General features: G+C 46.3%; 12 protein-coding genes and 1 riboswitch. Of the genes, 5 read left to right on the top strand and 7 right to left on the bottom strand.

What is annotated here, in order from left to right:
- Positions 1-144 precede the first annotated feature (144 nt).
- Complete coding sequence (locus DX073_RS07405) at positions 145-456, bottom strand: YqfO family protein (RefSeq protein WP_115007062.1); 312 nt, start codon at positions 454-456, stop codon at positions 145-147.
- A 273-nt stretch (positions 457-729) separates the two neighbouring features.
- Between DX073_RS07405 and DX073_RS07410 the strand changes: the two genes are divergently transcribed.
- The 3 genes from DX073_RS07410 (at position 730) to thiC (ending at position 3,575) form a co-directional block, all read left to right on the top strand.
- Positions 730-1,053, top strand: coding sequence for a hypothetical protein (locus DX073_RS07410; RefSeq protein WP_115007064.1), 324 nt, complete (start codon positions 730-732; stop codon positions 1,051-1,053).
- Positions 1,054-1,104: 51 nt separating this feature from the next.
- Positions 1,105-1,425 carry a hypothetical protein gene (locus DX073_RS07415; RefSeq protein WP_115007066.1) on the top strand — a complete coding sequence of 107 codons (321 nt, stop codon included), beginning with the start codon at positions 1,105-1,107 and terminating at the stop codon, positions 1,423-1,425.
- Positions 1,426-1,461: 36 nt separating this feature from the next.
- Positions 1,462-1,571: riboswitch (TPP riboswitch) on the top strand.
- 159 nt (positions 1,572-1,730) lie between these two features.
- Complete coding sequence (gene thiC / locus DX073_RS07420; RefSeq protein WP_115007068.1) at positions 1,731-3,575, top strand: phosphomethylpyrimidine synthase ThiC; 1,845 nt, start codon at positions 1,731-1,733, stop codon at positions 3,573-3,575.
- 29 nt (positions 3,576-3,604) lie between these two features.
- On the opposite strand, the gene DX073_RS07425 is transcribed toward thiC, so the two are convergent.
- The 3 genes from DX073_RS07425 to parC form a co-directional block, all read right to left on the bottom strand.
- Positions 3,605-4,255: a histidine phosphatase family protein gene (locus DX073_RS07425; protein WP_115007070.1), complete on the bottom strand. Its 651-nt coding sequence runs from the start codon at positions 4,253-4,255 to the stop codon at positions 3,605-3,607.
- Between the two features lie 278 nt (positions 4,256-4,533).
- Positions 4,534-5,424 carry a hypothetical protein gene (locus DX073_RS07430; protein WP_147279696.1) on the bottom strand — a complete coding sequence of 297 codons (891 nt, stop codon included), beginning with the start codon at positions 5,422-5,424 and terminating at the stop codon, positions 4,534-4,536.
- Between the two features lie 88 nt (positions 5,425-5,512).
- Positions 5,513-7,723 carry a DNA topoisomerase IV subunit A gene (gene parC, locus DX073_RS07435; protein WP_115007074.1) on the bottom strand — a complete coding sequence of 737 codons (2,211 nt, stop codon included), beginning with the start codon at positions 7,721-7,723 and terminating at the stop codon, positions 5,513-5,515.
- A gap of 151 nt (positions 7,724-7,874) precedes the next feature.
- Between parC and DX073_RS07440 the strand changes: the two genes are divergently transcribed.
- Complete coding sequence (locus DX073_RS07440) at positions 7,875-8,198, top strand: TraR/DksA family transcriptional regulator (protein WP_472973936.1); 324 nt, start codon at positions 7,875-7,877, stop codon at positions 8,196-8,198.
- A 64-nt stretch (positions 8,199-8,262) separates the two neighbouring features.
- On the opposite strand, the gene DX073_RS07445 is transcribed toward DX073_RS07440, so the two are convergent.
- Positions 8,263-10,629 (bottom strand): RelA/SpoT family protein, encoded by a 2,367-nt coding sequence (locus DX073_RS07445; RefSeq protein ID WP_115007078.1) that lies wholly within the window; start codon positions 10,627-10,629, stop codon positions 8,263-8,265.
- Between the two features lie 728 nt (positions 10,630-11,357).
- Here DX073_RS07445 and DX073_RS07450 point away from each other — a divergent pair.
- Positions 11,358-13,190, top strand: coding sequence for a DEAD/DEAH box helicase (locus DX073_RS07450; protein WP_258556901.1), 1,833 nt, complete (start codon positions 11,358-11,360; stop codon positions 13,188-13,190).
- A gap of 90 nt (positions 13,191-13,280) precedes the next feature.
- On the opposite strand, the gene DX073_RS07455 is transcribed toward DX073_RS07450, so the two are convergent.
- Both DX073_RS07455 and DX073_RS07460 read right to left on the bottom strand, forming a co-directional pair.
- Positions 13,281-13,778, bottom strand: a complete 498-nt coding sequence (locus DX073_RS07455; protein WP_115007082.1) for a pyridoxamine 5'-phosphate oxidase family protein — start codon at positions 13,776-13,778, stop codon at positions 13,281-13,283.
- 476 nt (positions 13,779-14,254) lie between these two features.
- Entirely contained in the window at positions 14,255-14,542 is a 288-nt protein-coding gene (locus DX073_RS07460) for an integration host factor subunit alpha (RefSeq protein WP_062500822.1), read from the bottom strand.
- Positions 14,543-14,609 lie beyond the last annotated feature (67 nt).

A 14,609-nucleotide genomic window follows, 5' to 3' on the forward strand; every position in this document is an offset into this window, starting at 1 on the left:
GTGATTTGTGATATGTCTTGATGTGTCCTATTATCAGGGCTTTTTATGCAAAGCCTAAATTCCATTATGGCATATATCTCTATTATTTTGGCATATAAAATGGCTTAGCTCATCATGTCCCATCGGACACGAAAAGCCATGCACTCACACACCCACCATCTGATAGACATCATACGCTGGCACTTCATAGGGATGAGCTGATTTGTAGGCACGCACCACGTCCATGAGCCTGTCATCAGGGACGATGGTCTCAACCCGCCACTCGGGGACGTACTCTATTTTGTCAATCTGACCGATGGCAGGGTTTGCCCCTTTTAAAGGTTTAAATTGTCCCACGCCAAGCACTTGCCACGAACAATGGCTGTATCCGTCAAATTGCCCTGCCCCTGCGTTAAATAGGGCGGTTTTGACATTTTCTAGGTCAGACTCGGGGATATAGGCGATGAATTTGTGCATGGTTTGTCCTAAAATGGGTTGTTGGTGATGCTAAAGCATGGATGATGTTTTTGGCATGATACTTAAGTACTCTATCACAAAAGAGTGTATTAGGGCAAATCACTTTTGCCTTTTGTGGCAGTCAAGCCATCAAGCAAATTGGGGCGTAGCTGATGTCTTACGGCAGATAGGAGGGCGAACTTATCCAAGTAAATGAGAATAAATAATAATTGATAATGGGGTGTGATTTTGTTATAGTATTATTTTTTCACGTCAAATCAAACAGGGAAAACAATGACCAAATTGACCAAATTTTTTCGCTCATCATGGCTTGACCGAAATGAAGGTGTTCGCATGGCGGTTATGGGATTTTGGGTGTTCTTTTTTATATTGCTTCCAAAGATTATCCCTTCTCGGTTGCCACCTAACCTACATGATACAGCACTGTATTGGCTTGGGGTTTGTGGCTTGGGGTTTGCTACCCATTCTTTGGCAAATGCCTATTTCTCAAAACGTGATTATTCTGATGAACAATTAAAATGGCTTAATAAAATAGGTTATGGACTGTGGTTGGTATTTGTTTTATTGCCTTTTGGGGTTTGGTATTATTTGAAATAATACGATGATTTGGATAATTTAACTGTGATAATCATGTATTAGGAAAACACCATGCCAACACCCGACCCAGAAAAAAATTGCTATTGCAACTTATGGCAAACAGACCCTGATCATTTAAAAAAGCGAAACATTCCTTATGGATTTTGCGGTATTTGTAAATGCGGTGAATATGGGCATTTACGCCACGCACCCAATGGACCTTATACGGCTGAATTTTGTGATAAATGTTATCGCAGACTGGTTGTTATTACCTATTTAAAATCAGCGTTGATTGTTTTTTTGTTGATTGCGTTATTATGCAAACAATGGACTGTGGCGGGCGGTTTACTCGTGGCGATTGTTATTTTGCATGGATTACAATTAGCCCATTAACCCATTTTAAAACCACCCAATCTTTGTTATAATGTTACCAACTTGACGGAGTGCAACCCAAAGTTGCCGAGATTGTGGTTATGCCACAAAATCCGTTGAACCTGATGCGGTTCGTACCGCCGTAGGAAATCAAGTTTTCAAAGTCTATTTGTGGTTAAGTAGTAAGGTGCGTACCACGCACCACATTCAGCGTAAAATTTAATCGGTGCGACCGATATTTAACACCCAAGCACCTTACCCACAGCCCATTTATCATAAGATTTTTGATGACTTGGTTTGTTTTTAGTCATTTTAAGGATTTTATGATGAACCAAATCAATCAACCACAAGAAATTATCAACCAGCACGAACAAGATGCCAAAGACCTAACACGCATTTTGCCAGCGTCCAAAAAGGTCTATGTAACAGGTTCACGGGACGACATTCGTGTGCCATTTCGTGAAATTAGCTTGACCGATACGCCCACAGGGCTTGCCAAAGAGGGCTTTGAACAAAATCCCCCCATTTTAGTCTATGATACATCAGGCGTTTATACCGACCCTGATGTTAAGATTGATTTAAATCAAGGCTTACCCAAACTGCGTGAGACGTGGATTGCCGAGCGTGATGATACGGACGTTTTGGACGGTTTGACATCGGATTTTGGCAAGGCGCGGCTAAACGACATTCGCACGGCAGACATTCGTTTTGCTCACATTGCCAAACCCAGACGAGCCAAACGTGGCAAAAACGTTACCCAAATGCACTATGCCAGACAGGGCATTATCACGCCTGAAATGGAGTACATCGCCATTCGTGAAAATGGCAAACAGCGTGATGGCGTGGATTTACGCCAACATCAAGGCGAAAATTTTGGGGCGAGCGTGCGTGAGATTACCCCTGAATTTGTGCGTCAAGAAGTGGCAGAAGGGCGAGCGATTATTCCGTGTAACATCAATCACCCAGAGAGCGAGCCGATGATTATTGGGCGAAATTTTTTGGTGAAAATTAACGCCAATATCGGCAACTCCGCCCTAGGTTCGTCCATTGATGAAGAAGTTGCCAAAATGACTTGGGCAACACGCTGGGGGGCGGATACCATTATGGATTTATCCACAGGCAAAAATATCCACGAAACACGAGAATGGATTATCCGTAATAGCCCTGTGCCGATTGGGACGGTGCCGATTTATCAGGCGTTGGAAAAGGTAAATGGCGTGGCGGAGGATTTGACGTGGGAGATTTTTAAGGATACGCTCATTGAGCAGGCAGAGCAGGGCGTGGATTATTTTACCATTCACGCAGGGGTGCTACTGCGTTATGTGCCACTCACCGCCAATCGCTTGACGGGCATTGTCTCTCGGGGTGGGTCAATCATGGCACAGTGGTGCTTGGCTCATCACAAGGAGAATTTTATTTATGAGCATTTTGATGAGATTTGTGAAATCGCCAAAGCCTATGACGTGGCGTTTAGTTTGGGTGATGGACTTCGCCCAGGGTGTATTCAAGATGCCAATGATGAAGCTCAATTTAGCGAATTAAAAACCTTAGGCGAGCTGACCAAACGAGCATGGGAGTATGACGTGCAAGTGATGATAGAAGGGCCGGGGCACGTTCCGATGCATATGATTAAAGAAAATATGGATATGCAGTTAGAACATTGCCACGAAGCCCCATTTTATACGCTAGGGCCCCTGACGACCGACATCGCCCCTGGCTATGACCATATCACCAGTGCAATAGGGGCGGCGATGATTGGTTGGTATGGTACGGCAATGCTGTGCTATGTTACGCCAAAGGAGCATTTGGGCTTGCCTGACAAAAAGGATGTAAAAGACGGTATCATTACCTATAAAATCGCTGCCCACGCCGCCGACCTTGCCAAAGGACATCCGCTCGCCCAAGTGCGTGATAATGCCTTGTCTAAGGCACGGTTTGAGTTTCGTTGGGAAGACCAGTTTAACCTTGCCCTAGACCCTGACACGGCAAGGGCAATGCACGATGAGACCATGCCAAAAGAAGCTCATAAGTCGGCACATTTTTGTTCAATGTGTGGCCCGAAGTTTTGTTCGATGAAAATCACGCAAAACGTGCGTGAATACGCCCGTGGCGTGGACGAGATGAAGGATAAATATAAAGAAGAGGGTAGCCAGCTTTATCGGGTGGTGTAGGCGATAGATTGCAAAGAAAAGGGCTTGGGTCAATCATCGCCCTTAGCTCTCACCTTGCTTATCATGCTGTGTCCGTCATCGCTTATCATCAGATAGACTTCACAGTTTTTAGGGCGGACGGCAAGTTTAAATTCTCTAAATTTTATCATATTAAACAGGCGTGGACACTCGCCCTCATGATAGCCAAGCATCAATTGCCACATGAGCATACCTAGCCACATACCATGCGTAAAGACTACATAAGTACCGTCTGGCAAAGCATCAAACGCATCACGCACCGCCTTGACACGCTCTGCAAGGTTTGTAAAATTATCGGTTGTGGGGCTGTCGGTGTGGGTTTTGTCATTATTTGCCCAGTAGTCGTCCGCCATTTTGACGATTTGGGGCAATGTCAAATCCTTGATATGCTCATAATCTAGGTAATTAAACTCTCTTAAATCATCAATCTGTACAGGGGTCATGCCCGTCTTATCCAAATAAGGCTGTGCCGTCTGGTGCGTGCGGATATAGGACGACACAAAAACCTTATCAGGCATGGGGGCGTGTGTGATGAGCCAGTCCGCCACGTCTGTCGCTTGGGCTTGTCCGAGCTTGGTAATGGCAATCTTATGGTTTGGACGAATGGCGTGTCCTGCGTTGGATTCGGATTGGGCGTGGCGGATTAGGTAGAATTTTTTCATGGCGGTTTGGGTTTGGGCTTATGCTTGATTTTGGGACTGGCAGTATGATGATTGTAGCGTGATTATCTGAAAAATGCAATGAATGGGCGTGGGTTTGAGTGGTGTGGTATGCACTCTACAAGGCTAGCATACCTTTACAAACCCGTAGTAAACATCAAGTTTGTTGGGTGTAATTTTTTAAAATAAGTGGTCGGATAGTCATTTTTCATGTAAAAAATAAATTAAAGCGTTAAATTCTCGTCTTATTTTATAGAAAAGTTATTAATGGTAGGTACGCTTTAATACTTGACAAGATTTTCTCTTAAAAAATCTTGAACCGCTTGGGTGTGGCTATGATGATTGATGAGTATAAAATCCTGCCTGACATCATTAAAAGAAAATTTTTGAAAAATATTGATGTCCGATATGTCTGTTTTGATATTTTCATAATTTAGTAAGTATAATTTGATGATGATTTCTTTGTTAAAAATGGTTTTGATTAATAAATGGTCTGGGTGTAGTGTGATTGTACCACTTTTGGCGATGAATTTAATCCCATCAATGAGTAGCTTGATGATAAAAATCAAAAATGCCACTAACGCAAACAGGTGAATTTGGGCATCTAGCGACAGCTCATTAAAATGATACACGCCCATTGCGATATAAAATAAAAACACCATCACAGCAAGCACACCTGCAACCATACAAAACCCTACCAGATAATACCGAGAATTAAAGGTTTGGGGCAGATTTGGTATGGCGGATTTTTGATACAATACTTGATTGAAGATCTTTTTGTGAAGCAAAAACATCTGAAAATCCACCCATATCTGTGCATCGTGACGACACAGATTGATATTTTGTTGGTAAATGGTGTTTTTGTGATGATAGGAGATTTGCAAAATGGTTGGCGGATTTTTATAACGTTTGGCAGGCAAATAGATGTCGGTAACAGCGATGATGTTTTGATAATCTATTCTTACGGTTTTTATTCGCCAAAGCCCAATTTTTATTGTGATACCTTGTGCGTCTTGATGAATGATTTGCCGACTTTGTAGTGTCAGATAAATACAAAGGGGAATTAGAGATGATAACATTCCCAAAGCCACCCATTTAATGAGAGCATGCCAATCTGCCAAAAAATAAATCGGTACCGCAAAAGCAAGCACGCACAATAAGATGATCGCCATGTTTTTTAAGTTCATTTTAATAAAATCATGGCGATGTTGGATAAGTGTGGGCGGTAATGAGCATTCCATAAACTTACTCTAAATTTGCTTATGATGTCGCCGTGCTAAGCCCCACCACGCTCAAAAACCCTTTTGGTAATGCCCCGCCACGCCCTGCACGTTTGCCTTGATAGCTTGCCCAGTCGGCAGGTTTTAGGGTGAGCGTACGCTTGTTGGTGCGAACGATGAGATTGTCCGTGTCGGCTAAGGCACACACCGCCACCAGCGTTTCGTTGTCTTTTAGGCTCATGAGTTTGTTGCCCTTGCCCTTTGCCAGTACGGGCAATTCATCACGGTTAAAGATAAGCAGATTTCCGCCACTACTCACCACCGCAATGTGCGTGGCGTTGTCCACAGGGGCAAATGGCAACAGGGTCGCCTCGCCCAGATTGACCACCGCTTTGCCTGCTTTTTGGGCGGTGTCTAGCCCTTTGGTGTCGGTGATAAAGCCATAGCCTTGACTGCTGGCTAGGATAATGGGATAACTGCCAAATAGGGCTTGCTCAATTTTTACGCCATTTGCCAAATTAAGCATACTGCTAATCGGCTCGCCCTGCCCACGAGCGGACGGCAGACTTGCCGTGTCTAGCCCATAGCTACGCCCCATGTTGTCAAGCACGATAAGTCGCTCGCCCGTCTTGCCAAGGGCGTGCGTGGCGTACTCATCGCCTGTGCGAAAGTTTAGGGCGACAGGGTCAATCTCATGCCCTTTTGCCATGCGAATCCAGCCTGCTTTTGAGATGATGACGGTTACACTCTCGCTCGGGGTCAGCTCGGACGCTTTGACAGCGACAGATTCTTCACGCTCCACAACGGGCGATTTGCGTTTATCGCCATGCGTTTTCATGTCGGCAGTTAGCTCGTCTATGAGTAGGTTTGTCAGGCTATCGGGGTTATTCATTTGCTCAGTGATAATGGCTCGCTCTTTTTGTAGTTCGTCTCGCTCGGCATTTAGCTCAATCTCTTCTAATTTGGCTAATTGGCGAAGTTTGATGTCAAGAATGGCGTCCGCTTGGGTGTCGGACAGCCCATAACGGCTCATCAAGACCGCCTTGGGGTCGTCTTCGGTGCGAATGATGGCAATGACTTCATCAATGTGCAAATACGCAATGAGCAAACCTGCCAAGATGTGCAAGCGTTTGTCAATCTTATCAAGGCGGTTGGCGAGTCGTCTTAGCACCACCGCACGGCGTGATGAGAGCCATTCGGATAGGATTTGTTTTAGATTTTTGACTTCGGGTTTGCCATTTAGCCCAATCATGTTCATATTGACCCGATAGGATGTTTCTAGGTCGGTCGTGGCAAACAGATGAGCCATGATTTTGTCAATTTCAACCTTGCCACGCTTAAACTCAATGACAATACGGCAAGCGTTCTCGTGGTCGGATTCGTCTGTGATGTCATTAACCCACGGTAGTTTTTTGTCGGTCATGAGTTTAGCAATCTGCTCAATGATTTTTGAGCCTGAGACCTGATAGGGCAACGCATCTATGATGACGGTGTTTTTGTCTTGTTTATCAATATGATAAGTCGCTCGCATTTTGTAATTACCACGCCCTGTTTCGTACATTTTGACAAGTTCATCTTTTGGCGTGATAATCTCGGCAGATGTCGGCAAATCAGGGGCAAGCACCGTCTTGCATAGCTCGGCTGTGGTGATGTCGGGGTTTTTTAGAAGCTTGATACACGCCTTGACGGTCTCGGTGAGATTGTGGGGCGGAATGTCGGTCGCCATGCCCACGGCAATGCCTGTGGTGCCGTTTAGCAAGATGTTTGGCAAGCGGGCAGGGAGCGTGGCAGGCTCGCTCATCGTGCCGTCAAAGTTGGGGATAAAATCCACCGTGCCTTCGCCAAGCTCGGATAGCAGGGTGCTGGCGTAATTGCTCATCTTGGCTTCGGTATATCGCATGGCAGCAAAGGATTTGGGGTCGTCAGGACTGCCCCAGTTGCCTTGCCCCATGACAAGCGGATAGCGATAACTAAACGGCTGTGCCATAAGCACCATGGCTTCATAGCACGCTGTATCGCCATGCGGGTGATATTTGCCCAGCACGTCGCCCACGGTGCGGGCGGACTTTTTGGGCTTGGCGGTGTGGCGAAGTCCTAGCTCATTCATGGCGTAGATGATACGGCGTTGGACGGGCTTTAAGCCGTCAGCGATGTGCGGTAAGGCTCTGTCCATGATGACGTACATGGCGTAGTTTAGGTAGGCGGATTCGGTAAATTCGGCAATGGAGCGGGTGTCAAAATCGGTTTTCATGGTGTGGTGTCAATAAAAAATTTGGGGTATTGTAGCAAACTTAATAAAAAATGGCTATTTGTCAGGGGGTTAAAAATACCGCTACCCAACGCCCTAAATTTATGCTAATCTATACTTAAATCCTTTATTTTATTAGCCATTAGGAGCTATCATGGACATCAACAAACACAAAGCCGATTTGCTTGCCCTAAAAGCAGAGTATGAATACCGCATTGACAAAATCACCAATCACCTAGAACACCCCCAAGATGAGCTAGGACATCATTGGGACGACCAAGCTGTCGCCGCCCAAGAAAATGACATGCGTAAAAATCTGCTCATCGAAGCCCAAGAAAACCTTGCCAAAGTCAATGTCGCTTTATCTTGCATTGAAAACGACTTGTATGGCGAATGCAGTGAGTGCGGTGAAGAGATAGAAGAAGGGCGACTCGACGCGGTGCCGTATGCCACAGAGTGTATCAAGCACGCCAAATAGACAGCCTGACAACCATAAAAAAGCGGTTCATTCTGAACCGTTTTTGTTTTGGCGTTTTTAAATCCTAGCCCACACTTCGCCTTGCCTTGACCACGCTTGGCTGTTGCTCGATTTTGGCAAGCAGGCGAGATAAATGCTCAATGCCTGCCACTTCCACAAAGAATTTCATCTGAGCGTCCATGCCATCATCAAAGACTGTCTCGGCACGTTGGATATTGACTTTCTCACGGTCGATGACATTAAACAAATCCCGCAGCAGTCCGCTTGTGGCGTGAGCGTCCACGACCACACAGACAGGCTGATACCGCCCAAACTCCGCTTGCCAGTCGGCACAGACGACCCGCTCTGGCTCTTTTTGGGCGAGACGTGACAGCTCCACGCAGTCGCTACTGTGGATACTAACCCCATTCATGAGCGTAATAAAGCCTGTGATGGGTTCGCCATGCACGGGGTTACAGCATTTGGCAAGGTGTATCTCGACATTGTCAAGTCCATGCACGTCAATCTTGTATTTGTTGGGGCGAGTTTGGGGTTTGGATTCGATGTGCGTTTCGCTGACATTGGGCGTACTTAGGTTCAAATCCTTGATGATTTTGCCTGAGATTTGGCTAACCCCAATCTCGCCCATGGTGATGGCAAGATACAGCTCATCTTCGCCCTTGTAGTCCAGCTCTCGGCACAGCACACCAAAGTCCACGCCCGACACCGCCACGCTCAGTCGCTCTAACTCACGCAGTAGCAGGGCTTTGCCCGTTTCGATGTTTTTGTCACGGTCTTGTTTGTTAAACCATTGGCGTAGTTTGGCTTTGGCACGAGCGGTATGGATGTATCCGAGCGATGAGACAAGCCAGTCACGATTCGGCTCACGGCTTGATTTGGTGATAATCTCCACTTGGTCGCCTGTTTTGGGCTGATGAGTCAGTGGCACATAACGCCCGTTTACCCTTGCCCCTTGGGCACGATTGCCAACTTCGGTATGCACATGGTAGGCAAAGTCAAGCACGGTCGCCCCCTTGGGCAATTCGGTGATGTCCCCGTCTCGGCTAAACACGTAGATTTGTTGGACGTTATCAAGGTTGTCAAGCTCTATCTCGTCGCTCTCGCTTTTGTCTCCACCCAAAAGCTGTCTTAGCGAGCTGATTTTGGCGGTGAGATAGTCGTCCGTTTTATTGCCCTTTAAGCCCTCTTTATAATTGACGTGCGACGCCTTGCCAAGCTCCGCCTCAAAGTGCATGTCAAAGGTGCGAATCTGCACTTCTAGGGTGCGATTTTGGGCGATGACGACCGTGTGTAGCGACTTGTAGCCGTTGGGTTTGGGGTTGGTGATGTAGTCATCAAACTGCTCGGGGACGTGTCGCCACAGTCCATGCACCACGCCTAGGGTGTGATAGCACTCGGCGTTGGTGTTTACCAGTACCCGTAGGGCTCTGATGTCATAGAGCTGGTCAAAGGATAGGTTTTTCTTTATCATCTTGCGATAGATGGAGTAGATGTGCTTGACACGCCCTGAGACTTCGCATTTGATACCGACCCGATTTAGTTCATCGGTGAGTGTTTGCTTGACTTCTTCGATGTAACGTTCACGCTCGCTACGTTTTTGGGCAAGCAGACTGGCGATACGTTTGTACTCATCAGGGGCAAGATAGCGAAAAGCCAGGTCTTCTAATTCCCATTTTAGCTGGGCGATGGATAAGCGGTGAGCCAATGGAGCATAGATGGTCATGACCTCACGAGCCACCCGTTTTTGGCGGTCGGGCGTGGCAAAGGACAACTCACGCATGGCAAAGGTACGCTCGGCAAGTTTGATGAGTACCGCCCGCACGTCATTGGTGGTGCTAATGAGCATGCTGTATATGGTCGATAGCTGTTCACGGTTGTTATTTTCAAAATAATCTTCAAGCCGTTTGTTGCCCTCTATTGCCTCGGACAGTCGCCCCATGGCAAGCGTGTCTTCGATGAGATGGGCGATGTCTGCCCCGAACTCATGAGCGATGGAGTCCATGCTAATTAGCTCACGCCGTACCGAGCGATAGAGCATGGCAGCGACCAGAGCGTTTTCATCTTGGAACAGATATGCCAAAATGTCCGCCATGCCAATGCCTGTCACATACGCTCCTGAGCGAGAGTGGTGGGGTTTGGCGGATTGTATGCGGACGAACTCGCAGGCTTTTTTGAGTAGGGGTAGCTCATCTTTGCCGATACGCTGGGCGACATTGGATAGCCATTTGTCAATGTCAATGTCGGTCTCGCTAATCTTGGCAGGCGTGTCGGTGGCGTGGCTGTGGTCGTGGGTAGTGGTGAGTTTTTGACTGTGAAGCTGTGCCTGAAAATCGGGGTGCAATTGGTCTGCCACAAGGCTTGCTGCTAGGCTTGCACTGTCGCCTGAGTCTTTGCCTGTCAGCAGGGGCAAGCTGTCTCGAATCTGTACCACGTCATGTCCTTTAATAACTTGTAATGATTATTTTCACAAACCCATGTTTAGCAGATTGGGTATATCAACAAAATTAACTTAAATTAAAATTGCCATAAAAAAATAAAATACTCATGCTACTTATTATATTATGGCATTTTTGAGAATTTTTTAAAAGCCAAAAACCCCTAAAATTTACCAAAATTTCCTGCCTACTTTGCCAAAAACTGTGGTATAATGGCTCTCTTTGGTAAAATAATTTGCCAAATCATCGCTGAACCTGCTTATTTTCTATTGATATGAGGGTACGCCCTAGAATAAGCCACATCGTAGGCTAGGACGGTTTTGCCGTCAAATGTGTTTAAGAACGAGTTAAGTTCGTTTTATACTTCTGGGCGTTTGGATATTTCATCATTACGTTTAATGATAAATATATCAGAAAAATGCAAATTGCCATTGTTTATTTTTTAACACAATTAAAATGGCACGTCTAAAATGACTTCTGTGTACTTCTTATCATCATGATTGCTGATTTTGTCAAGGTTGGTTTTGATTATAAAACCAACGGCAAACTGTTGGCAGTATGAATTGTCTTCGGTGTTTTTTGTAAAACATGATTGGGTCTGGCAAGGGCTATCCTTTGCCATGTAGATGTTTTTTTAAGATTTTTTAAATAGACATTTTAAAAAACCCCAACCACGTTCGCCAAGCCAGCGATTATTATCAACATCATGACATCAAGGTTATTTATGACAACCCAGCACCAACAAGATTTTGCCCCACAAAATGAGCAAACAGGCGAGCAACCCACCGAGCAAAAAGAGCAAAACAGCCTAACTTTTGAGCAGTTAAACCTTGCCAAACCCATTTTAAAAGCCCTGACCAAATCAGGCTATACCACGCCCACGCCCATTCAGGCAGGGGCAATCCCCCATGCCATAGACGGACGTGATTTGCTACTGTCCGCCCAAACAGGCTCGGGCAAAACGGCGGCGTTTGTCCTGCCGATTTTGCACCAATTAGCCCAGCCAAAACCTGCCGAAAAATCCAGTGAGTTTAGCCAAAAATCACACAACCGCCACCAAAAGACCGCCATTAAAGCTTTGATACTGACCCCCACCCGAGAGCTTGCCATGCAGGTGCAGGAAAACGTGCGTAAATACAGCAGTGAAATGCGTGGGATTTTTAGTGTACCATTGGTCGGCGGTGCTCCGTATGGCGGACAGATTCGTGCCTTGCGTAAGGGCGTGCAGATTGTCATCGCCACCCCCGGTCGCTTGATTGACCACATGAATGACGGGCGTGTGGATTTGTCCGAGCTTGACACGCTGATACTAGACGAAGCTGACCGTATGCTGGACATGGGTTTTGCCGATGACATCAAGACTATCCTGGAAGCCGCCCCAAGCGAACGCCAAACCGTGATGTCATCAGCGACATGGGACGGAGCGGTTGGCAAGATTGCCGAGAGCTTTACCGTGAATCCTGAGCATGTCTCTATCAAAGTTGAGTCGGCTCATATCGATGAGAGCGTGTATTTTTGTGATGATTTTCACCACAAAAATAAGATTTTGATTGAACTTTTGGGCAACCCCGAGATTAACCAAGCGGTGATTTTTACCGCCACCAAACGCAGTACCGAACAGCTTGCCCAGTCGCTCACCGAAGCAGGATTATCGGCTCGCTATCTGCATGGCGATTTGCCACAAGGCAAGCGTAACCGTATCATCAGCGATGTCAAGTCGGGCAAATGCAACTTTTTGATTGCCACTGATGTCGCCGCTCGTGGCATTGACATCTCTGCCATTAGCCATGTGGTGAACTATGATTTGCCCCGTCAAGTCGAAGACTATGTGCACCGCATTGGTCGTTGTGGGCGAGCAGGACGGACAGGGGTCGCCATGAACCTATGTAGCATGGACGACAGACGTCAGCTTGGACACATCAACCGCTATCTAAACCGTGAAATGAAAGAAGAAGTGGTTGCAGGACTAGAACCCAAACGAGTTGCCCCAAGTGCCAAAGACAAAGACGGCAGACGTGAAGGGCGTGGCAGACGTGGCGAGCGTTATGGTCGCTCGGGCGGTCGTGGTTTTGGGCGTGGCGAGAGAGCAGAGTTTGGCACTCGCTCAGGGCGGTCATCGTTTGGCGGTCATGACAGACAAGCTTATGATAAGCAGGCTTATGACCGACAAGGCGACAGACCAAACCGTGAACGCCAATACCGTACAGAGCGATATGAGCGTGGTGAGAGTGGACGTGATGAGCGTTTTGCCAAGCCGTACCAAGAGCGTTTTGGCGACAGAGACGACAGATGCACTCGCCAAGACAGAGACTATCGCCAAGATAAGCCCAAATCTTTTGGTTATGCCCGTGAAAACAGCCGTGAATTTGGACAGCGTGATAACACCTACAAAGGCGAGCGTGCATGGCGTGATGACAAAAGAAAGGACAGCAAAGAGACGGCAAAATTTGGCGGTAGAGACGGCGTGAAAAAGCCCTACAAAAAACGAGCGGTCGAAGAGGTATTCTTTGCCAAACGCCAAGAGAAGAAAGCCAAACGCAAATTTGGCGAGTTGTGATATTTTATTAGACAGGCAAAAACCCATGTTTTGGCATGGGTTTTTGTTTTGGATTTCATGAATTGTTAAATTAATCTTAACAAATTCATCTTAAAAACGCACAGACGCATTCTCGCCCAAGCTATCAGCAACCTTACCGCCTGCAATGGCAGACGCTGTTAGTTTGAACATATTAACGACACTGTTACCACTTAGCCAGTATTCTGCCCCATTGGGGATGACTTTGATGAGTTGTACATTGGCATCATCTTTGCCATTGGCAAAAAAGGCACTGTACGTGGGCGACCACAGCTCATCGAGCTTGGCAGGGTCGGCGACCAATTCGGCTTTGCCATTGATAGACAGATAGTCTTTGTTGTTTTGGGCGGTGTAGGACAGATTGACCTGTGGGTTTGCCTTGATGTCGGCAACGGTTTGGGTGCTGGCATCAGCGATGAACCAAATCTCTTTTTTGCCCAAGTCAAACTCGCTAGTCGTCATGGGGCAGGCGTGTAAATGTCCGTCTGCGGTAACGGTTGTCATCATGGTAAATTTGATGTCTTTGACCAACTCGCCAATGGTGTCAATGTGGGTTTGGGTGTCGCTCATGGGATTGTCCTTGTTTATCAGTGGATTAAAATTGCTTTATCACCAAATTGTGATGTCTTACTTTAACAAGTTCTGCCCCATTTACCAAGTAAATTTATGTACCGCTTTGTGTGCTTATGTAAGGGCGTGCCTACCCTTTATAACACTATTTACGATTTAGATGTATTTTAGAAATAAATCAATCGTTTTTGCATGAAAAATGGCTAAATCTTGTGGCTCGAAGTCAAAAACTTGTCTGATAGAAAACTCACAGCCTTTGTTTTTTCCTTGAAAAACGTGCGATTTTTCTCATTTTTCATTGCAAATACAAAAGGCAGGCACGCCCTAGTTATACTTTGATTGCGTATAAAGCAAATCAGCCGTATGTATGGATAAATCCCCATTTACCCCATATAACACACCAAAAAGCCCCAATCATCGGAGTTTGACTGGGGCGTATTCGCCTTTATTTTTGCAAATTTTTAAAATTGACGGTGTTATTTCACATCAATCTGACGGCGAAACTTTTGCCCTGCCTTAAAGGTAACGACACGGCGAGCCTTGACAGGGATAACTTCCCCTGTTTTGGGGTTGCGACCTGGGCGGGACTTTTTGTCTTTTAACTCAAAGTTGCCAAAGCCTGAGAGCTTGACTTCTTTACCGTCTGCCAAACTTTGGCTAATCTCACTAAAAAAGGTATCCACCAATTTGCGAGCGTCTTGGCGAGTCATACGCAGGCGAATGGTCAAATGGTCTACCATGTCTGCTTTGGTTAAGGTTGCCATGTGTTATCCTTTTAAAATTAAATTAAAATTGGCATTGTTAGGGTTAAGGGCGAACCACATTCGCCCT

Source organism: Moraxella lacunata (assembly GCF_900453205.1).
Taxonomy (GTDB): domain Bacteria; phylum Pseudomonadota; class Gammaproteobacteria; order Pseudomonadales; family Moraxellaceae; genus Moraxella; species Moraxella lacunata_B.

Excerpts from the sequence above, each read along its gene's own strand:
- DX073_RS07425 (WP_115007070.1), bottom strand. The coding sequence starts at position 4,255 with ATGAAAAAATTCTACCTAATCCGCCACGCCCAATCCGAATCCAACGCA.
- DX073_RS07410 (WP_115007064.1), top strand. The coding sequence starts at position 730 with ATGACCAAATTGACCAAATTTTTTCGCTCATCATGGCTTGACCGAAAT.
- DX073_RS07460 (WP_062500822.1), bottom strand. The coding sequence starts at position 14,542 with ATGGCAACCTTAACCAAAGCAGACATGGTAGACCATTTGACCATTCGC.
- DX073_RS07430 (WP_147279696.1), bottom strand. The coding sequence starts at position 5,424 with ATGGCGATCATCTTATTGTGCGTGCTTGCTTTTGCGGTACCGATTTAT.
- DX073_RS07455 (WP_115007082.1), bottom strand. The coding sequence starts at position 13,778 with ATGAGCGACACCCAAACCCACATTGACACCATTGGCGAGTTGGTCAAA.
- thiC (WP_115007068.1), top strand. The coding sequence starts at position 1,731 with ATGAACCAAATCAATCAACCACAAGAAATTATCAACCAGCACGAACAA.
- DX073_RS07450 (WP_258556901.1), top strand. The coding sequence starts at position 11,358 with ATGACAACCCAGCACCAACAAGATTTTGCCCCACAAAATGAGCAAACA.
- DX073_RS07405 (WP_115007062.1), bottom strand. The coding sequence starts at position 456 with ATGCACAAATTCATCGCCTATATCCCCGAGTCTGACCTAGAAAATGTC.
- DX073_RS07440 (WP_472973936.1), top strand. The coding sequence starts at position 7,875 with ATGGACATCAACAAACACAAAGCCGATTTGCTTGCCCTAAAAGCAGAG.
- parC (WP_115007074.1), bottom strand. The coding sequence starts at position 7,723 with ATGAAAACCGATTTTGACACCCGCTCCATTGCCGAATTTACCGAATCC.
- DX073_RS07415 (WP_115007066.1), top strand. The coding sequence starts at position 1,105 with ATGCCAACACCCGACCCAGAAAAAAATTGCTATTGCAACTTATGGCAA.